This is a genomic window from Methylomonas sp. EFPC1 (genome assembly GCF_016925515.1).
Classification (GTDB): Bacteria; Pseudomonadota; Gammaproteobacteria; order Methylococcales; family Methylomonadaceae; genus Methylomonas; species Methylomonas defluvii.
The window spans coordinates 1190484-1209189 of the sequence record NZ_CP070494.1; the positions used below are offsets into that span (position 1 = coordinate 1190484).

16 protein-coding genes are annotated in these 18706 nt (G+C 54.6%); 7 read left to right on the forward strand and 9 right to left on the reverse strand.

Annotated elements, in window-relative coordinates; all coding sequences use genetic code 11:
• Positions 1 to 66: 66 nt before the first annotated feature.
• The 8 genes from JWZ98_RS05645 to JWZ98_RS05680 all read right to left on the reverse strand — a co-directional run bounded on the left by JWZ98_RS05645 (position 67) and on the right by JWZ98_RS05680 (position 12294).
• The gene (locus tag JWZ98_RS05645; protein WP_205453581.1) at positions 67 to 1491 is read right to left on the reverse strand and encodes a HAMP domain-containing sensor histidine kinase; all 1425 of its coding nucleotides are present in this window, start codon (positions 1489 to 1491) and stop codon (positions 67 to 69) included.
• A gap of 58 nt (positions 1492 to 1549) precedes the next feature.
• A complete protein-coding gene (locus JWZ98_RS05650; protein ID WP_205453582.1) occupies positions 1550 to 2572 on the reverse strand; it encodes a PIG-L family deacetylase in 1023 nt (340 codons plus the stop codon).
• Positions 2573 to 2592: 20 nt separating this feature from the next.
• Positions 2593 to 4056: a carbohydrate porin gene (locus JWZ98_RS05655; RefSeq protein ID WP_240348230.1), complete on the reverse strand. Its 1464-nt coding sequence runs from the start codon at positions 4054 to 4056 to the stop codon at positions 2593 to 2595.
• A gap of 5 nt (positions 4057 to 4061) precedes the next feature.
• Complete coding sequence (locus tag JWZ98_RS05660; protein ID WP_205453583.1) at positions 4062 to 4388, reverse strand: P-II family nitrogen regulator; 327 nt, start codon at positions 4386 to 4388, stop codon at positions 4062 to 4064.
• A gap of 9 nt (positions 4389 to 4397) precedes the next feature.
• Complete coding sequence (locus JWZ98_RS05665; protein ID WP_205453584.1) at positions 4398 to 7466, reverse strand: CusA/CzcA family heavy metal efflux RND transporter; 3069 nt, start codon at positions 7464 to 7466, stop codon at positions 4398 to 4400.
• A 21-nt stretch (positions 7467 to 7487) separates the two neighbouring features.
• Positions 7488 to 8657, reverse strand: a complete 1170-nt coding sequence (locus JWZ98_RS05670; protein WP_205453585.1) for an efflux RND transporter periplasmic adaptor subunit — start codon at positions 8655 to 8657, stop codon at positions 7488 to 7490.
• 19 nt (positions 8658 to 8676) lie between these two features.
• Positions 8677 to 10023 (reverse strand): TolC family protein, encoded by a 1347-nt coding sequence (locus JWZ98_RS05675; protein WP_205453586.1) that lies wholly within the window; start codon positions 10021 to 10023, stop codon positions 8677 to 8679.
• Positions 10024 to 10425: 402 nt separating this feature from the next.
• Positions 10426 to 12294 carry a sigma 54-interacting transcriptional regulator gene (locus JWZ98_RS05680; RefSeq protein WP_205453587.1) on the reverse strand — a complete coding sequence of 623 codons (1869 nt, stop codon included), beginning with the start codon at positions 12292 to 12294 and terminating at the stop codon, positions 10426 to 10428.
• A 268-nt stretch (positions 12295 to 12562) separates the two neighbouring features.
• On the opposite strand from JWZ98_RS05680, the gene JWZ98_RS05685 reads away from it, so the two are divergent.
• The 7 genes from JWZ98_RS05685 to JWZ98_RS05715 all read left to right on the forward strand — a co-directional run bounded on the left by JWZ98_RS05685 (position 12563) and on the right by JWZ98_RS05715 (position 17473).
• Positions 12563 to 12841 carry a DUF2282 domain-containing protein gene (locus JWZ98_RS05685; protein ID WP_205453588.1) on the forward strand — a complete coding sequence of 93 codons (279 nt, stop codon included), beginning with the start codon at positions 12563 to 12565 and terminating at the stop codon, positions 12839 to 12841.
• 134 nt (positions 12842 to 12975) lie between these two features.
• Entirely contained in the window at positions 12976 to 13857 is an 882-nt protein-coding gene (locus JWZ98_RS05690; protein WP_205453589.1) for a DUF692 domain-containing protein, read from the forward strand.
• Positions 13841 to 14617, forward strand: coding sequence for a putative DNA-binding domain-containing protein (locus JWZ98_RS05695; RefSeq protein WP_205453590.1), 777 nt, complete (start codon positions 13841 to 13843; stop codon positions 14615 to 14617). The genes JWZ98_RS05690 and JWZ98_RS05695 overlap by 17 nt, the downstream gene beginning before the upstream one ends.
• A gap of 3 nt (positions 14618 to 14620) precedes the next feature.
• Entirely contained in the window at positions 14621 to 15142 is a 522-nt protein-coding gene (locus JWZ98_RS05700) for a DoxX family protein (protein ID WP_205453591.1), read from the forward strand.
• A complete protein-coding gene (locus JWZ98_RS05705) occupies positions 15139 to 15861 on the forward strand; it encodes an SDR family NAD(P)-dependent oxidoreductase (protein ID WP_205453592.1) in 723 nt (240 codons plus the stop codon). Before JWZ98_RS05700 ends, JWZ98_RS05705 begins: the two co-directional genes overlap by 4 nt.
• Before the next feature lie 46 nt (positions 15862 to 15907).
• On the forward strand, positions 15908 to 16840 hold the full coding sequence (gene msrP / locus JWZ98_RS05710; protein WP_205453593.1) for a protein-methionine-sulfoxide reductase catalytic subunit MsrP: 933 nt from the start codon (positions 15908 to 15910) through the stop codon (positions 16838 to 16840).
• A 3-nt stretch (positions 16841 to 16843) separates the two neighbouring features.
• Positions 16844 to 17473: a protein-methionine-sulfoxide reductase heme-binding subunit MsrQ gene (locus tag JWZ98_RS05715; RefSeq protein WP_205453594.1), complete on the forward strand. Its 630-nt coding sequence runs from the start codon at positions 16844 to 16846 to the stop codon at positions 17471 to 17473.
• 438 nt (positions 17474 to 17911) lie between these two features.
• On the opposite strand, the gene JWZ98_RS05720 is transcribed toward JWZ98_RS05715, so the two are convergent.
• The gene (locus JWZ98_RS05720) at positions 17912 to 18613 is read right to left on the reverse strand and encodes a hypothetical protein (protein ID WP_240348232.1); all 702 of its coding nucleotides are present in this window, start codon (positions 18611 to 18613) and stop codon (positions 17912 to 17914) included.
• Positions 18614 to 18706 lie beyond the last annotated feature (93 nt).

Consider the following 18706-nt stretch of genomic DNA (forward strand, 5'->3'; position numbering starts at 1 on the left):
ACGGCATTGTATGCGATTGACGGGTATTCGCCGGCGCATTGCTGGAATTTGTGCGGGTGTGTCGTTTCAAGTCAAAGGTAAGCTCAGGCTGACCCGGCCGTGGCCGGCGGCATCGTTGTCCAGTTTGAGCTGGCCGCCCAGGTCTTTGGCGAAGCGTTGCACCATCACCAATCCCAAGCCGCTGCCTTTCTCCTTCAAGCTGACAAACGGACGAATGCCTTGCCGCAAAAAGGCCTCATCGAAGCCGTCGCCGCTATCAACCACCGTCAGCGACAGGCGCTGGGCGTCTTGGGCAATCTGCACCTCCACGCTTCCGTTGCGGGTACCGATGGCCTGCACAGCGTTTTGCAGCAAATTTAACAGTGCTTGGCGGAATTCGATTTCCGGCAGCATCAAGGAACTGTCGGCTGTTCCCTGCACCGTAAATTGGATTTTATCGGTGGCCTGGTACTTGAATAGCGTGATCAAGTCGTTGACCACTGCATTCACATCGGTAGGTTGGGCAATTTTATTGCCATGGCGCGCCGAGCTCAGCAGGTCATTCAGGTGGTTGGTCAAGCGTTGCACTTCGCTATGCAATAGACCGATACGCTGGCGCAGATCGGGGTCTACGGCTTCAGACAGCAAATTTTCCAGCGCAAATTGAATAATCGCCAGCGGATTGCGCAATTCGTGGGCGGTGCTGGCGGCCATTTCGGTCAAGGCTGCCAAGCGCTCGGCTTTAGCCAGGCGCTGGCTTTGTTCGAGTAAAGCGTGACTGGTCTGCCGCACTTGCTGCTCCAGACGATTGGTGTAATGCAGATGCTCCTGTTCCAGTTCGATCAAGTGCTCGACCAAGTGATTGTAGCGGTCGAACAAGTCCCGCAAAATCGGGTCGGCCGTTTCGCGGGTGATCGGCTGCTTCACGCCTTCCGCCAGGCCGGACAATAAATCGCGTAGCGCATCCAGCGGCTCTAACACATTGTTGCGAAAAAAATAATGGCCGATCCAAAACAGCAGCAGCGGCAAAATGACAGCCAGTTGCAGTTCCAACTGGCTGTCGTCCTCAACGCCGATCAGCATTTTCTCTTCTTCGTTGGTTTGCCGATCCAGGACTTGCCGGATCATATTCACGGAATCGATCAGCGCCTGCGGATCGCCGTTGCTGGCGGCGGCGAATTTGGCTTGCAGGGTGTTCAAATCGACCGAGACCGTGAAATCAGTGCCGTTGTTGTGGGCTTGCAGTAAATCCAGCAGTCGATCTTGTATGTCATTCAGGTGTTCGGCCGACAGGTCAGGGTTGCTGCGATGCAAGGCCAATTGGGATTGCAGCTCCAGCAATTCGAAGATCGTTTCTTCCAGGTGGTGGCCTTTGCCGATGTCGGTTTCTATGGTCTGGATGCGTTGATGATTGCGCCAGGTCAGGCGGCCAATAGCCAGCAGTTCGCCGATCACCAGTATGCTCATCACGATCGTGACGAAAATGACCGGACGTAGCAAAAGTTTTAGCATATTCGAGATCTCTGGTTGTTGAAGGCCATGCGCAGCGCCAGTTTGCGGGCAGGTCCGTTCAAATTTTACGCCGACTCAAGGGATGATTATCAAATGTCTTGCGTACCTGCCGCCAATGCGCCAAAACCTGTTCGATACGGTTGCCGTCGTTGGGCTTGACTAGGGTAAAGCACTCGCTGCTGCGTACGAAGGCCGACAAAAAATCGCCCATGATGCGTTGTTGGGTTTTGTACTCGGCCAGCGCAGCCCGCTTTAAGTTGATTTGCGCGGGCGATAGATTGACGCAAGCCCGGCTATGGCCGCGTGGCGGCAAATCAGCGGGCAATACCAGCGGTTTATCGCTCCAGTCCTGCGCAATGCCCCAATTGGAGCCGGTCGGCCAGCCGTGTTGCCAATGAATCAGATAGGCCAGTAATTTGGGCTGTGGGCGCGGTGTCGGGGTTTCCAATAGCCATTGATGGACGGCCAGCAGCGTAAACATACCCAAGCCGGCATGGTCGGAATCGTTTTCCATCACATCCGGGAAGGCGATGATCGTCGGCTTGGTGTCGCGCAGAATGGCTGCCAGCTCGTTGAGTAGATCCTGGCCGTCTTGGGCCAGGCCCCGATCTTCCGCTTCCCGGTAGGGGACGTGGTCAAAGCCGGTATATTCGGAGCGCATCGGCTGGTTGCGCCGCCAATGCGAGATTAACGCCGAGTAGATACTGCCATCCGAGAATCCGAGTAAATCCAGATGGATAAAGCCATTGCCGAGTAGCTGAGCCGCGCGCCGCGACTCCTCCAGCCGTTTTTCACCAAAGTCCAGATAATCCGCTGCCGACGGGTTGCGCTTACCGCTGTCCAGCATGACTGCACCAACGTAAGCATCGCCGGCGGTGACGACTGAGCTGCGCACTGTGCCGCCTCGGGCTAAAACCTGTTGGCTGAGTCCGGCAGCGCTTAAACTTTCATCGTCGGGATGCGGCGCCAGCACCAGTAGGCGTTCACCCTCGCCAATTGCCAAAGATTGTTCCGCGACGCTAATGTGCGGAGTAAGCAGTAACAGCAGACAAAGGCTTAGATGTTTTAAAGAGGGGGGCATGGGAACTCCTGAAGTGTTGCCTAGAACTCAAAATGCGCTCTGACGCCATAGACATCGACTGGGCCGCGGTCCGCGTTATAAGCCGGATTAGCAATGTGCTGATAGTCCAGAGTCATCCAGGCGGAAGGCAGCAGGCGCAGTTTGTAATAAATGTCCACTACTTGTTCGGGCCGGTAACGCAGGTTGCCGTCACCGATAAAACCGTCCACGCCGCCCAGACGTAAATATTCGGCATGTCCGGCGGAAATCCAGCTGCAAGCGTAAGCGACTCCGAGAGCATCGTAATGCCGGCCCCAACTGTCGCCGCCGATTAAGCCGCCGAAGGAGAGCGAGCGATCCGCCGAGGTATAGGAATACACTTCGGTTTTGCCGTCGCTGACCATTCCGCGAAGAAACACGCCGACGCCGTCGATTAACTGTTGTTCCACATTAATGCCTATGCCGGTTTTGATGTTGGCTTTACGCACCCAGCACAGATCAGGGGCGCTGCTGTTCTCAGAGTCGTAATTGAAGCTCGTGCAATTGGCGGCGTTTTGAGCCGGATTGGCTTGGTAGGCGGCGATCGCTTCGTCCCAGCGTCCCATCCGCTCACGGTTCCGGTACGCCAACAGCCTGACCGCGCCGGGTTGCTTAAATAGGCTGTGGCGATGCTCAAGTTCCATTTGGTCTCCGTAATATTTGAACAGCCGAAAATCCAGCGGCAAGTCGTTCGGATTTTGCGGTGTGGCGAAGCGACCCAATCGAAATGTCCAGTCGTCAAAATAGTATTCCGCTGCCAACCCCACGCTATAACCGCGGGCGTCGGCTGCAAAGTCGTAAGCGGCGTTGGTCAGAAACGCTATGTTCAGAAACTGCTGGCGCAAGTCGGCGGAGTAGCTGTTTTTATCGAAAATATCCAGGATGCTGAGATTGCCGCCGGTGATCACCAAACGATGGCTATTAAAATTGCCCGCCAATTGCAGCGGCCCGGAGCTCACCGCATGGCTGTCGCCACCCAGATTAAAGGTTTGTTTTAAGTAAAAGCGCGATTTATACCAAGTGGCGCTGATCGAGCCGGATTTTTGCAGTTCAAAGTTTTGGATGCTGCCGCCCAGACCTTTTAAGTCCGACAAGGGCAGTTCGGAAATCATTTCTGGGGCCAGATAGATCTCGCCGCCTTGCCAGGCTTTCAAACCAAAATAGGCGGTGACGGTACCGGTAAAGGCGCGTTCGGCATTCGGCAACAGCGAGTGCGGCGTACCGTTGAGATTGGTGTATTGAGCAGGGAAGGCCGGTTTCCAGCTGGATATGTAAGTGGCCTGGCCATAGGCATTCCAGCGTTCGTCGGCCGTATCGTGCAGGTCGTGGTCGGCTAGCAACCGCATAAACGAAAAATTTCCGTCGTCGGCAGCAGGCTGTAATTCCTCGGCATCCGCGTTGGCAAAATAAAGCGTTAGTGCTAGCAGTGCGCCGTAGAAAAATGCCGGGAGAGATCGATGGCTCATGGGGTTCAGCCCAAATCCTTATCCCGTTCGCCGCTGCTGACGCGGCCACCTTCTTGTACGTCGAGGATATACACCTTGCCGTCACCATGATGCCCGCTATGGGCCGTGCGCAGGATGGTTTCGAAAATAATCTCCACCAAGTCATCCGGGGCGAAAATCTCCAGACGCTTTTTCAACAGAAACGGCTTGTAATCTTGGCTGTGCTCAGTGCGCTCGCGGCCGAAGCCTTCGCAATCCATGATCGACATTCCCGGAAAACCCGGTATTTCCAGTAATGCCATCGTGATCTGGCTGAGCTTGTGCGGCTGCACGTAGGCGCGAATTTCTTTCATAGTAGTCCCCTAAAGCTCGTCAGGCTCGGCAAAATAACGATACAAAGCGGGTAGCAAGGTTAAGGTTAAAATCGTGGCGGTGATCAAGCCGCCGATGATGACAATAGCAAACGGTTTGGCGGTTTCCGAACCGACGCTGGTGGACAGTGCAGCCGGAAATAAACCCAGCATCGCCATTAACGCTGTCATCACTACAGGCCGTAAGCGGCTCACGGAGCCGTTGACGATGGCATCATGCAATTTCTGGCCGTCCCGGCGCAATTTGTTCAATTGCGAGACCAAAATCACGCCGTTCTGCACCGCAATCCCAAACAAGGCAATAAAGCCGACAGCGGCCGATACGCTCAAGTTAATGCCGGTTGCTAATAAAATCAGTAAGCCGCCTATCATCGCAAACGGCACGTTCATCACGATCAGCAAGGCATTTTTAACCGACATGAATGCCCAAAATAACAAGACAAAAATTAATCCCAAACTGATCGGCACGATGATGGCTAAACGTTTCATCGCCCGTTGCTGGTTTTCGAACTGGCCGCTCCAGACGATGTGATAGCCGGGTGGCAAATCGACTTGCGCAGCGACTTTTTGTTGGGCCTCGGCCACGAAGCTGCCTTGGTCGCGGTCGATTAGGTTACATTTGATGGCAATTCGCCGCATATTGTCTTCGCGGCTGATACGGGACGCACCTTGGTTGATTTTGATGGTGGCCAGCTCGGAGAGCGGAATGCGTTGGCCGGTTGGGGTTTGCACGGTCAAACTTTCCAGATTGGCCACCGAATTGCGGGCGCTGTCCTCGTAACGCAAGGTGATGTCGAACCGGCGTTCGCCTTCCAGAAACTGCGAAGCTGCCTTGCCGCCCATGCCGATTTCCATCACCCGCTCCACATCGGCGACATTGATGCCGTAGCGGGAAACCTTGGCCCGGTCGATGTCGACGATCACTTGCGCCAGGCCGGCTTGCTGCTCGGCGGCGACATCGGTGGCTCCCTGTATGCCGGCCAGGATATGCGTAACTTGATCGGCTCTGTCTTGCAAGGTCTGCAAATCGCTACCGAAGATTTTGATGGCGATTTCGCCTTTCACCCCGGAAATTGCCTCTTCGACGTTATCCTGAATCACCTGGGAAAAGTTGGTGAGTATGCCCGGAAAAATCGCCAGCGCCTTGTCCATGGCCTGCACCAGATCGTCTTTGCGCTGATAGCGCCAGGTATCCTTGGGTTTCAGGTCTATCAGTACCTCCAGATTATTGAAGCCTTTCGGATCGGTGCCGTCTTCCGGGCGGCCCAGTTGGGTGATGATGGTTTTGGCTTCCGGAAACGTTTCCAGGGTTTCGCGCACCTGCCGTTCCAGTTGTTTTGCGGTGGTGAGCGATACGGGCGTCGGCAGCGTGATGGTCAGCCAGATATTGCCCTCGTCGAGTTTGGGCATAAACTCGGTGCCGATTAGTTTTACGGACATGAAACTCAGCACCAGTGCGGCAATCGCGCTAATAAACACCGTTCGCGCATGCCGTAATACCCACTCCAGCACTTGACGGTAACGATGTTCCATCGCATGCACCAGCGGATTGTGTTGCTCGGCCAGCTTCGGGCCCAGTAAATAGGTGAGCATGGCCGGCATGAAGGTTAGGCTGAACAGCATGGATGCCACCAGTGCAAAGCTCAGGGTGTAGGCCATCGGCGAAAAAATTTTGGCTTCCACGCGCTGGAAGGTAAAAATTGGCAAGAAGGCGATGATGATAATGGCTTTGGAAAACAGGATGGGCCGGCCCATTTCAGTGGCGGTGGTGAGCAGCGATTGCCGCAAGTGGCGAATGTCGGCATTGCGTTGCAAATCCAGGGTGACTTGCACCATCACGGCTTCTACCAATACCACCGCGCCGTCAACGATGATGCCGAAGTCGATGGCGCCCAAGGAAATTAGATTGGCGGAGATGCCGCCCAGATCCACCAAAATGAACGCGAACAGCAAGGAGAGCGGGATAATCAGCGTCACCAGCAGCGCCGCGACGAAGCGCCGCAAAAATACCAGCAGGATAATCAGGATCAACACCGCGCCTTCTATCATGTTGTGTTCGACGGTATGGATGGTGTGGCCCACCAGCTCGGTCCTGTCGTAGAACGGTGTGATTTTTACGCCGGGGGGTAAACCAAACTCATTGAGTTCCTGGATTTTCTGTTTCACGCCATTCAGCACGTTGACCGCGTCGCGGCCTTTGATCAACAACACAATGCCCTCGACCACATCGTCGCGCTGGTTCATGCCCACCATACCGTTACGCGGCTGCGGTCCGACGCTGATGTCGGCCACATCCTTGATGCGCACCGGTACGCCGTCGTTGGAGGTGACGACGATTTCGCCGATTTCCTCCGCGGATTTCAATAAACCGGTGCCGCGCACCACCAAGGCTTCGTCGCCGTGTTCGATATAGCCGCCGCCGGTATTGGTATTGTTGGCGGCAATCGCCTGAAACACCTGATTGAGGTCGATGCGATAATTTTTTAAGCTGTCCGGCTTGGCGGCGACTTTGTATTCCTTTACGCCGCCGCCGAAACCGACCACATCGGCAACCCCCTGCACCGAGCGCAAGCGCGGTTCGATAATCCAATCCTGTAAAGCACGCTGCTCGACTAAGGGTAAGTTTTTGGCATCGATTACGTAGCGTAAAATTTCGCCGACACCGGTGGACAAGGGGCCTAATTGCGGCTTGGTTTCGCTGGGAATATCCGCGTATTGCAGGCGCTCCAGCACTTGCTGGCGCGAGAAATAGTCCTCGGCGGCATCGTCGAAAGTCAGCGTCACCACTGATAAGCCGAAGATGGATACCGAGCGCATATTCAACAGATGCGGCAGGCCGTTCATTTCCCGCTCGATGGGCAGCGAAATCTGTTTTTCCACTTCTTCCGGGGCCTGGCCGGGAAACTGGGTGACGACCTGCACAAAGACGTTTTGTACGTCCGGAAAGGCTTGTACCGGTAGGTTTTCGAAGGCGATGATGCCGGAGACGGCAATCGCCAGCGTGGCGCCGATGACCATCAGCCGTTGTTGCAAACAAAACGCGATAAGGCGCTCGATCATATGATTGTCCCGGTTATGGCGCTAGGGCTGGTGAGTACTTTCGGTTTCGACTTCTTCTTCGGCGCGCAGCATCAGCGCGCCTTCGGTTACCAACAGTTCATTGGCGTCCAGTCCTTGCGTAATGACCGCCTGGTCTTTCAATCGCAAGCCGATCTCGATCCGGCGCTGCCGGTAGCGGTTGTCGTCAAAAGCCGTGAATACATAATCGGCGTCACCTTCGGTAAACACGGCTGTCAACGGAATCACGAATGCTTTGTCGTCCGCAGCGCTTTCCACGCTGATAGTGGCGTACATACCCGGCAGCAGGCGGCCATCCGGATTATCCAGTTTGCATCTGACTTGCACGGTGCGGGTGGTTTCGTCCAGCACTTGGCCGATGTATTGCACCGTGGCCGGAAATGTCACGCCGGGGTAGGCTGGTACCGACACGGCGACTTGCTGCCCCAGTTTGATTTTGCCGATGTTGACTTCAAACACCTCCAGCAGCACGGTCAAATGTTTGAGATCGGAAACCACAAACAAAGGCGTATCCAAATCCGGGCGTACTTCCATGCCCGGATTGACGTTGCGTTCCACGACGATGCCTGGCAGTGTCGCCCGCAGCGCGAAGCGGCCGTCGGCTTGGCGAGCGGACAAGTGCAAGTTTTTCAAGCGGTCGGTAGCGCGTTGCAGGTCGCTGCGGGCACTGCTCAAATCGCTCTGGGCTTGTTCCAGCTCCTTGCGAGAAATGGCTTTGCCGGCGTACAGTTCCTGTTGTCGATTGAAAGCATGATTGGCGAGAGTGGCCGCTGCTTGTGCCTTGGCGAAATCGGCTTCCGCGTCGGCGACATCCGGACTGTCGAGTTCCAATAAGGTCGAACCAGTCTGCACCGGCGAGCCCAGCGCAATCGGCGCGGTGACAACCCGGCCGGAGACCGGCGAGCTGATACGCGAGGTCAGGCTTTCGTCATACACGATTTTGCCGGCCAAAGGCTCCAGCAAAGGATGTTGCGACAAGGTCAAATGCGCAGTTTTGACGTAGGCTTTTTTCGGGGAGTCGGGCGCCAGGACCACTTCGCCGACGGGTGTGGGCGGTTTGGGCGGTGCAGGTTTAGGGTCGGCCGAGTCCGAACTAGCCGACAACAGTTGCGCGGCCAGCACACAACAGCAGAACAGCGATATTTTGGTAAAAGTTGGCACGGAAGTATTCATATCGGTTATTCGTTCAAGCTTATGGTAATTGAGTAGGTGCCTGGGCCTTATTGTTTGCGGTGTTGTTACCGACGTCCTCGCCCAAGGCTTTGGCCAGATCGTAATAGGCATTGGCGCGGTTGATCATGGCCTGGCTGTAATCGCGCATCACGTTTTTATAGCTGCGTTGCGCTTCGATAAAGTCCAGTACGCCGGTAGCGCCCTTGCTGTAGGCCAGTTCCGCGCTGTTGCGCACCGCCAGAGCATCGTCAAGCAAGCCGCTTTGGAAACGCTGGACGATTTTGTCCGCGCTATTCCAGGTGGCTAGAGCATTGGCGACATCGTTACGAATGCTCAGTTCGGTTTGTTCCACCGCCAGCTGGTTCTGGTTTAAAGCCACCGCCGCCTTGTCCGATTGACCTTGATATTGATCGAATACCGGGACCGGCACACTGACGCCGACAAAAAACGAATTGAGCGCGTTGTTGCTGGGATCGCGGGCGTAGCCAGCATTGACGGTCACATCCGGATATTTCAGGCGCCTGGCCAATTCCAGTTCTCTTTCCGCCTGGGCGGCCCGTTGTTTGTCGGCCAGTAAATCCGGGCGTTGTTGTAGGGCTTTGTTCATCAACTCGTCTTTGGACAGATTTTGGCCGATGTCTTGGATCTGCGGCCATTGTTCCTTGGCTTCGAAATGCAGGCTGTCGTTCGGCCAGCGCAGGATCACCGCCAAACCGGCCTGGGCCTGCTCCACTGCGGCTTGCGCAGTATCCAGATCGGATTGCGCGCGCATCGCTTCCATTTTTACCCTTAGAAAATCGGATTCGGCTATATCGCCGCTGTTCATTCTGAGCTGGTTGGCTTTGGCAATGGTTTGGTAATGCTCGACAATTTCCTGCGCCAACCAGCGGTTCTTTTGCGCCAGCAGCAGGTCATAGTAAGCGTCTTCGACCATGTTGGAAAAGATGCGCACCGCATCGCGGAAGTCGCTTTCCGCCGCCTGAGTGGCGAAGCCGCTGCTTTGGATGCGCAGGCCGCGTTTGCCAGCTACTTCAATTAGTTGGCTGAAGGAAAAATATTCGGCAGGGCCGCAGGACACGTTGACATCGTGATTGCAGCCCGTGGCATTTGAACCCATGTTGGGCCGGTTGCTGATTTCGGAAATCTGCACGCCCAGGGTCGGATTGGGTATCGCTGCGGCAATCATCGCATCGGCGCGGGATTGGTCGATATTGTATTGCGCGGCAATCAAATCCAGGTTGCGCTGGTAAAACAACGTCAGCGCCTCATCCAGGGATATGGGCACATTTTGGGCGTGGACCTGGGAAGTCAGCATAGCACTCAGCAAGCCGAGTGCCGCACTGTAGATGAAACGTTTGGTTTGCATGGTCGATCCCGGAGTTGTGCAATTGATCGTGCTTGGTAAGCACTCAAAGCAAGTAGTCTGCCAAAGCCAATGTGAGATCGACAGGCCTGGAAATTTGGCTTATTTCAACCTTATTTGCCGGCGGGAATTAGGATGTTAGCGGTTCTATTGACTAGAAACGGTTTATATAAACCAATTAATATCGGCGCGTGGCCGAAAAAATTCTAAGCCTGATATGCCTGCGCGGTCCTGAGGCACGCTAGTTGAAGCTGCGGATTGCCGGCAAGCAGGGGATACCGAAATGTCGGAGATACCCTGGGGCAAGTTTTTTATCAGCCTTATTCAGGATTCCTGCTGTTTGGGGCGACGCCGCCGCTCAGCCCGAAAGGCCTGGGGGATAGCGTTTTCTCGAAACGGCTATCGCTAGCGATTGGTTTTGGCGATCCCCAATTTTTGCATGCGGTAACGCAGGGTGCTTGGTTTTAAATTGAGGCGTTGCGCGGCGCCATTGGGGCCTTCAATGACCCAGCGGGTTTGTTCCAGGACGCTGAGGATGTGCTCTTTAGCGATGCTATCCAGGCTGGTGTCGCCGCCTGCTGCCACGAGTTTTAGGCCGGCGTCGGCCGTCGCGGGCAACTGCTCCGGGCCGATGTCCAATATCGGCGTATCGGTGAGGATCACGGCCCGTTCGATGATATTTTCCAGCTCGCGGATATTGCCCGGCCAGCGATAGTTCTGCAAACGTTGCATAGATTGACCACTGACCCCGGTGATTTTTTTACCGATTTTCGGCGCGAATTTAGCGATCAAAAAATTCACCAACAGCGGAATATCTTCAAGCCGTTCCCGCAGCGGCGGCGTGGTCAGCGGAAACACATTCAGCCGATAAAACAGATCTTCGCGAAAATTCTTTTCAGCTACTTCCGTCAGCAGATCCCGATTCGTCGCAGTAATCACCCGCACATCCATTTTGATGGGTATTTGCCCGCCCACCCGCTCGAATTCGCGTTCTTGAATCACCCGCAATAATTTGACCTGCACATCCAGCGGAATTTCGCCCACTTCATCGAGGAACAGCGTGCCGCCCTCGGCCAATTCAAAGCGGCCGATGCGTTTGTTGATAGCGCCGGTGAATGCGCCTTTTTCGTGACCGAATAATTCGCTTTCAATCAAATTGGACGGCAATGCCGCGCAATTGACTTTAATCAACGGCCGGCTTTTCCGGGGACTGGCGGCGTGAATGGCGCGAGCGATCAGTTCTTTACCGGTACCCGATTCGCCTTGGATCAATACCGAGGCGTCGGTCTGCGCGACGCGCTGGACTTGGTTTAGTAAGGATTGCAGCGCCGGACTGCGGCCTATGATGTCGTCGAAATTATGCGTCGATTTAATTTCTTCCTGTAAATACAGGTTTTGCGCTTGCAGCCTGGCCTGTTCCCGTTCCATCAACACCCGTTCGGTAATGTCGATAAACATGGTGCGCATGTATTGCCGGCTGGGGTCGAGTTTGGACCACCACTGTATCCAAATCGGCTGGCAGTTATCCCTGCGGCGCAATTCCAGAACAACGCCATCGCTATTCGTACCGTCTTCGATGGACTTGAGCGCCAGCTGTAATCGCTGCTGTGCTTCGGGCGTGTCGGGTACGAAGGAACTGCCAATTAGACCCGGCACTTGTTCCGGAGTAATGCCCAGGATGCGCATGGCGGCCTGGTTGGCGGCCTGGAAACGGGTATCGGTGTCCTCGTGCACATAAGCAATCGGCGCTTCGTCGAACAAATCCTTATAGCGCTGTTCGCTCTGCTGCCGCAGTTCTTCTACCCGAATCCGATTCAGCTCCGCCGCCGCCCGGGCCGCGAAGATTTTGAAGGTATAGAGCAAGCGGGGTTCTTCGGGCATTGCCCGTTCGTCGAATATCGCCAGGTGGCCGAGGATTTGGCCGTCGGCGTCTTGCAAGGGCACGCCGAGATAACTTTCTATGCCTTCTTCCTTGGGGAAGATTTTCGCCAAGTCCGACGGGTAATGGCACAACTTGCCGGCCAGCACATCGACGCAGGGGGTGCCGGCCAGTTCCCATTCCTGATTGTCTATAAATTGACCGTGCTCCCAGAAGGCCAAGGACCTTATCCGGGTTTTATCGCTGGTGAATTCGGCGATAAAGCCGTTCGCTACTCCAATGGCCGTGCACAGACTACGCACCAGCGATCTTAAAAAATCCTCGCCGGTGGTTTGCACGGTGCCTTCCACCAGCGCCCGCAGTATGGCCAGTTCCGACGAGTCGACAGTTTGCATGAGTGAAATGGTCCGGTTGCTTGCATTGAATAGCATTCTAACCAGCGGCCGCCACAACACCAAGCCGCAACTATTCGCGGCAGCCACAACTATTGGTGGATTTTCGGCGATTGGGATACGGCTTGAATTTGCTTGGTAATTTATAAGCATTTGTTTTTATTTGCATATTTTATTTTAAAGCGTTTTGGCATGCCGCTTGCCATTAGTTAAGCGTCTGCCGGGAAATCGGTGGACTCCACTAAATCATTTAACGACTAGGAAAAGACTGATGAAAAACGTAAACACTGTTGTATCGACCGCCATGGCTTCTTTGATTGTATTAGGGGCGTCAGGTTTGGCATCGGTAGCCTTTGCCGCCGACAAAAAAGATATGGAGAAATGTTACGGCGTAGCCAAAGCCGGCAAAAACGACTGCAAAACGCTGTCTAATGCCTGTGCCGGACATTCCACCGCCGATAATCAAAAAGATGCCTTTATCGCCGTGCCTGCCGGCACTTGCGAGCGCATCGTCGGCGGTAGCATGGAAGCGCCCGCGGACATGAAATAACGGCACAGGCGCCGGTTACTAGGCCGCGCGAACCGTTAAAGAGCGCAGTCATGCCGGCAGCGATTGCCGGCATCCCACTCACAAGGTTCTGCGCTGTTTAGATGACACCCTTTCACCATTAAATCGAGTACCACATGACTCTCACGAAGCCACTCGCTAAACAGGTATCAGTGAGCTCGGCGATTCCGGCGCAAGCCGGAATCGGCCTTCGCTCTCAGCATCACCGGGATTCCCTAAACCACCCCGTCCGGCCGGCATGGTTGGAAGTCCATAGCGAAAACTACTTCGGCAACGGCGGTATTCCGTTACGCGACTTGGAAGCCATCCGAGCCGATTATCCGATCAGCTTGCATGGGGTTGGTATGTCGCTGGGTTCTGTTGACCCGTTGAATCGGCAACACTTACGGCAACTGCGCGATCTGATTCGGCGGATCGAACCGGGACTGGTGTCCGAGCATTTAAGCTGGAGTGCCTTTGGCGGTAGGTACTTGAACGATCTGCTGCCTTTACCCTATACCGATGAGACATTGGCCCATTTAGTTGCGCGCATCTCGCAGGCACAAGATTTTTTAGGCAGACCGCTGTTGATCGAGAATCCTTCCAGTTATTTGGAATACGGCTTTTCCAGCTATACGGAAAGCGAATTTCTCAACGAACTTACCCGGCGTTGCGGCTGCGGGATTTTGTTGGACGTGAACAACCTTTACGTGTCTTGCGTAAATCACGGCTGGCAGGCGCTGGCGTATTTAAACGACATAGCTGCCGACAAGGTCGGCGAAATTCATTTGGCCGGGCATACCGTCAATCAATTCGGCGGGCAGAGCATTCTGATCGACACCCATAACGCGCCGGTCAGCGATGCGGTCTGGCAACTCTATCAAACAGCCATACAACGTTTCGGTTGCCGTCCGACTTTGATCGAGTGGGATGCCGATCTGCCGCCCTGGCCGGTGTTGGTGGCGGAAGCCGCGACAGCCGACAGGGTTATGGAGCAGGTTTATGCACAGGCTGCGTGAGTTACAGCGGGATTTTTCCCGCTTCGTGTTGCAAGAATCCCAACAGTTGCCGGCGGGCGTTAAGTCGAAGGGCCTGAGTGCCGAGCAACGGCTGGCCATTTATCGAAACAATACCCTGCTTGGTTTAACGGCGGCCTTGCGCAACAGCTATCCGGTCGTGAACCGTCTGGTCGGCGAGGGCTTTTTTGCCGGGCTGGCTGCTGCTTACATCAAAAGCTACCCACCGCAATCGGCTTGCCTGTTGACATTTGGCGCGCATTTTTCCGAGCTGATAAGCGGGTTTGCCGCCGCGCAAAGTTTGGCGTATTTAGCCGATGTCGCCAAGCTGGAGTGGCTGTGGCACGAAGCCTATCACGCTGCCGATGCGCCGATACTGTCCGCTACAGCGTTGGCGCAGATCGATCCCGCTGCCTACGGCCGCTTGGTTTTCAGGCTGCATCCCAGCGCACGCTTCATCGCCTCGGACTATCCGATAGCCCTGATCTGGGCCAGTAACCAGGCCGATGACGCCGGCAGGGAATACATCGATTTGCGTATCGGTGCTTGCCGTTTGCTGCTGTACCGTCCGGGTCGGCAAGTCGAAATCGATAGTCTGGATCAAGCGGAATATCAATTTCTACGGTTGTTGGCTGTTGGCACGACGCTAAACGGAACAGTCGAGACTGTGCTTACCGATCACCCCGATGCAAACGTGCCTGCCATGTTGCAACGCTGCTTGCTTAAAGGCCTGTTAACCGATTTTTATTTTGCGGATGCCTAACACATGCATACACACATCATTGCCAAATTATTAGCGCCGTTTTATCGGCCGCAAAGCTGGGGCCGTCGCTGCGGCCTGTTACTGGACAGTTTGACCCCGTTGAGTAGTTTGCTGCTGCGCTGCTGGGTTGCTTATGCGTTCTGGGTTTCTGGACTGCTGAAACTCCAAAGCTGGGACAGCACCTTATATCTCTTCGAAAACGAATACGCGGTGCCGCTATTGCCCGCCGGGCTGGCGGCGGTAATGGCCGCCGCAGTCGAGCTTATCGGTCCGGCATTATTGGCCGTGGGTTTTTGCGGGCGCGCCGCGGCAATAGTGCTGTTTTTATTCAATATCGTCGCGGTGATTTCCTACCCGGATTTGGGTAGCGCCGGCATTGAGCAACATAAACAATGGGGCGTCATGTTGTTGGTTTGTTGCTTGCAAGGGCCGGGCAAACTGTCGCTTGATGAATTAATCTGCCGCTACTTGTTCCCAGTGAATGTTGGCGCAGTCAGGTCGGCATTAAAACGGGAGAATGCATGAACGTCCCGAACGGCGGAGCGCCGCTATCGGGGCAAACCGCGTTGGTGGTTAGCGGTGATTGCGGCATTGGCGCCGTGGTAGCGGAGGCGTTTGCCGCTGCCGGTGCCAAGGTGTTGATCAATTATCTGCACGAAAACCCGGCAGCGGACCGCATTGCCCAGCGGATTCGGGCTAAGCAGGGACAAGCCATGATATTTCAGGCGGATGTTAGCCGGGAGAGCCAGGTTAGCAGTATGTTCGATGTACTTGCCGCCTATTGGGGTGGCTTGAATACATTAGTGACGAATGCCGATCTGGCGCTTGCTGTGCCGGCTGGCAATATGGATCGGGAGCAATGGCGGGAAATTTTGCGGCAAAACCTGGTCGGGCAGTTTTTATGCGTCAGACAGGCGCTGCGAGAGTTTGCCGGACGCGGCGCGCAAGCCGCTACAGCATTGGCACCGACCAACATCATCTGCGTATCCACTTTCCTGGGCGGCCCAGGCGATAACGCGCAACCCTACTATGCAGTCTGTAAGGCCGATATGGCCGGATTATACAAGGCTTGGGTTTCTGCGCATGGCCAAGAAAATGCGGACAAATCAGGCGGTTTGCCGACCGCGAAACGCTTTATTGAAATTTGGAACGGTCTGCCGGCGCCGGACTCGGTAGCGCTGTTATCAGCCGATCCGGAGCAAATAGCAAAAACCGCCGTCGGCTTGGCCGTGCCCGCAGCTTAAGTCCGCTGGCGAATTACCGTAATTAATAGAGCAGAGGCTCATCGAAATGAAACCCTATAAACCACCCGCTATCCCTTCCTCGGAAATCACGCCGCAAGCCCTGTTCCAGGCACGGCGAAAATTTATGCAAACGGCAGGCGGTGCCGCGCTGGCGGCCGTGTGGCCGCAGACACTATGGGCTATGGATAATTTAGGCGAGCTTGGAAAATCTAAATACAGCGTGACGGATGAGCTCACGCCACGGCGGGATGTTACCGAATACAACAACTTTTATGAGTTCGGCACCAGCAAAGATCAGCCGGCCATCAATGCCGGCAGCTTGCAAACCCGGCCCTGGACCATCACGGTAGAAGGCGAGGTGAAAAAACCCAAGGTGTTTGATATTGACGAGTTACTGAAAATGGCGGCGTTGGAAGAGCGGGTTTATCGTCTGCGCTGTGTAGAAGCCTGGTCGATGGTAGTGCCTTGGCTCGGCTATTCGCTGGCGGAATTGCTCAAGCGGGTGGAACCGACCGGCAATGCCAAGTTCGTCGAGTTTGTCAGCCTGCACGATCCGGCCCAAATGCCGGGACAAAAGTCCGCGGTGCTGGATTGGCCCTACCGCGAGGGCTTGCGGATGGACGAAGCCATGCATCCTTTGACGCTGTTGACCTTTGGTTTGTACGGGGAAGTGTTGCCCAAGCAAAACGGCGCGCCGGTCCGCATCGTCATGCCCTGGAAATATGGATTTAAAAGTGCCAAATCCATCGTCAAAATCCGGCTGGTCGAACAGCAACCTCTGACCAGTTGGATGAAAGCCGGGCCGGGTGAATACGGCTTTTACGCCAACGTTAATCCCGAGGTCGATCATCCGCGCTGGAGCCAGGCCAAGGAGCGGCGCATCGGCGAGTTTCTGAAACGCAAAACCCTGATGTTCAACGGTTATGCCGACGAAGTGGCGGTACTGTACGCCGGCATGGACTTGCAGCGGAATTTTTAAGCCATGACGATCAAAAATCTCGACAACCGTGTACTGCTCCGGGTGAAAGCGGCCGTATTTCTGACGGCTTTGCTGCCGTTCGCCAAATTGGCCGTCGCCGCTTATGCGGATGAATTGGGCGCCAATCCCATTGAAAAAATGACCCACGTTACCGGGTTTTGGGCTTTGAGTTTTTTGCTGATCACTTTGGCGGTCACGCCGCTGCGGCGTCTATCCGGCTGCTTATGGCTGATGCGCTTGCGGCGCATGCTGGGTTTGTTTGCGTTCTTTTATGCCGCATTGCACTTTGCTATCTACTTGGTTTTGGATCAATATTTCGATTGGCAGGCAATCGCAAAAGACATCCTGAAACGCCCTTACATTACTATCGGCTTTAGCGCATTTGTGGCGCTGATTCCGCTGGCATTTACTTCAAATGACGCCATTATCCGCCGCCTGGGCGGCAAACGCTGGCGGGCATTACATCGCTTAACTTATCCCTGCGCGATTGCCGGCGTGGTGCATTTCGGCTGGTTGGTGAAAAAAGATCTAAGCAGACCCATGATATTTGCGCTTGTACTGGCTTTGCTGCTGGGTATGCGCGTGGCTTACCGCTTGGCCGGTAACCGGACTGCACATCAAAAGGCTGTTTAGCGGGTCTTGAAGGCATGTGTTACACCAGTAATGAGTGACACTATTTGCAGGTTTGAAGCGTTGGGATTGACCCGCAGAAGAAGGCGGTTGGTTAAACGTCCAAATGACCTTTAATGAATAACAAGCTGAATCTGCGTTTGTGGACATAAGCTGGATTGAATGATAATGAAACCCAGCTTGGCACGGAAACCCTTAAATGACTTGCTGTTAGGTATATCGACGAATCAAGCAACGCTCGTCGCTATAGCAAGCGCCACCGTCCAATGTTATTAACCCGGCCCTTAAATACCTTTTATCCTGAGTTTATCGAAGGGTGCGCCAAATCAGGCTTCGACCAGCTCAGCCCGAACGGAATATCGGTGATAAATAGGACCGGGTTAATAGTGACGCCATGCTGTTACTGCCGGGACATTTACAGGGCATGGCGCTTATTCTGATTTACGGTAAGGTGCAAGTGCCGTTGCCGCCGTCTCTAATGTAGTAGTCGGTGGAAACCGTGCCATTGGCTGCCGAGATTACGTTCAAACCCGCCCCCAAAAACACGGGTACTGATTTTCGGGTGGTTCCGTTCAATTGGGTTAACGGCGTGCCATTGACAGATACGTTTAATAGGTAGCTGCCATTATCGAACAGGTTGACGAAGTACTGGGAATTACCGCTAGCCGGGTTTAAGGCACAGCCTGGGGTGACGGTGGTATAAGATTTTCTACTGGCAGCGTATTCGAGAACGCCGTCAGCGCTGAAAGTGTTAGCTGACGTATCGGGTAGATCGCAGAAGCCCGGTTGTACGGTGAAGGTGTAGGTATCAGCCGTTCTACTAGACATGGCGACCACAACAGAGTTATTACCATCAACAAGCCAGACCGCGACATCGGGTTGCGACGCGGTAACTTTGGTCACAATTCCGCCATTGAGAGTAATCGTTGCCTTATCTTTTGACCTTGGGTTGAAGAGGCCGGTTTGAACGGTTGCCGCTTGCAGGCCGGTGGCTGGATTTACCGCACACTGAACCATAGACGAGGCAAAGGTTTTTCCGCTTGGGCCGATTTGAATAGTCGTTGCAGCCTCAACCCTAGGGATTGCAGATAAGACCGAGAGAATTGCCAATAGCTGTATTGACAAGCTTTTTATCGTTTTCATATTCCAAATGCCTTTAGATTAATTAGAGCGGTCTAAATTACTATTTGGCGATGAATTGAATGTTAATTCCACATTAGGGTTAAGTTAAATTTC

Bases quoted from the DNA above. Each gene is read 5' to 3' on its own strand.
- JWZ98_RS05645 (WP_205453581.1), bottom strand. From the start codon at position 1,491: ATGCTAAAACTTTTGCTACGTCCGGTCATTTTCGTCACGATCGTGATG.
- JWZ98_RS05650 (WP_205453582.1), bottom strand. From the start codon at position 2,572: ATGCCCCCCTCTTTAAAACATCTAAGCCTTTGTCTGCTGTTACTGCTT.
- JWZ98_RS05655 (WP_240348230.1), bottom strand. From the start codon at position 4,056: ATGAGCCATCGATCTCTCCCGGCATTTTTCTACGGCGCACTGCTAGCA.
- JWZ98_RS05660 (WP_205453583.1), bottom strand. From the start codon at position 4,388: ATGAAAGAAATTCGCGCCTACGTGCAGCCGCACAAGCTCAGCCAGATC.
- JWZ98_RS05665 (WP_205453584.1), bottom strand. From the start codon at position 7,466: ATGATCGAGCGCCTTATCGCGTTTTGTTTGCAACAACGGCTGATGGTC.
- JWZ98_RS05670 (WP_205453585.1), bottom strand. From the start codon at position 8,657: ATGAATACTTCCGTGCCAACTTTTACCAAAATATCGCTGTTCTGCTGT.
- JWZ98_RS05675 (WP_205453586.1), bottom strand. From the start codon at position 10,023: ATGCAAACCAAACGTTTCATCTACAGTGCGGCACTCGGCTTGCTGAGT.
- JWZ98_RS05680 (WP_205453587.1), bottom strand. From the start codon at position 12,294: ATGCAAACTGTCGACTCGTCGGAACTGGCCATACTGCGGGCGCTGGTG.
- JWZ98_RS05685 (WP_205453588.1), top strand. From the start codon at position 12,563: ATGAAAAACGTAAACACTGTTGTATCGACCGCCATGGCTTCTTTGATT.
- JWZ98_RS05690 (WP_205453589.1), top strand. From the start codon at position 12,976: ATGACTCTCACGAAGCCACTCGCTAAACAGGTATCAGTGAGCTCGGCG.
- JWZ98_RS05695 (WP_205453590.1), top strand. From the start codon at position 13,841: ATGCACAGGCTGCGTGAGTTACAGCGGGATTTTTCCCGCTTCGTGTTG.
- JWZ98_RS05700 (WP_205453591.1), top strand. From the start codon at position 14,621: ATGCATACACACATCATTGCCAAATTATTAGCGCCGTTTTATCGGCCG.
- JWZ98_RS05705 (WP_205453592.1), top strand. From the start codon at position 15,139: ATGAACGTCCCGAACGGCGGAGCGCCGCTATCGGGGCAAACCGCGTTG.
- msrP (WP_205453593.1), top strand. From the start codon at position 15,908: ATGAAACCCTATAAACCACCCGCTATCCCTTCCTCGGAAATCACGCCG.
- JWZ98_RS05715 (WP_205453594.1), top strand. From the start codon at position 16,844: ATGACGATCAAAAATCTCGACAACCGTGTACTGCTCCGGGTGAAAGCG.
- JWZ98_RS05720 (WP_240348232.1), bottom strand. From the start codon at position 18,613: ATGAAAACGATAAAAAGCTTGTCAATACAGCTATTGGCAATTCTCTCG.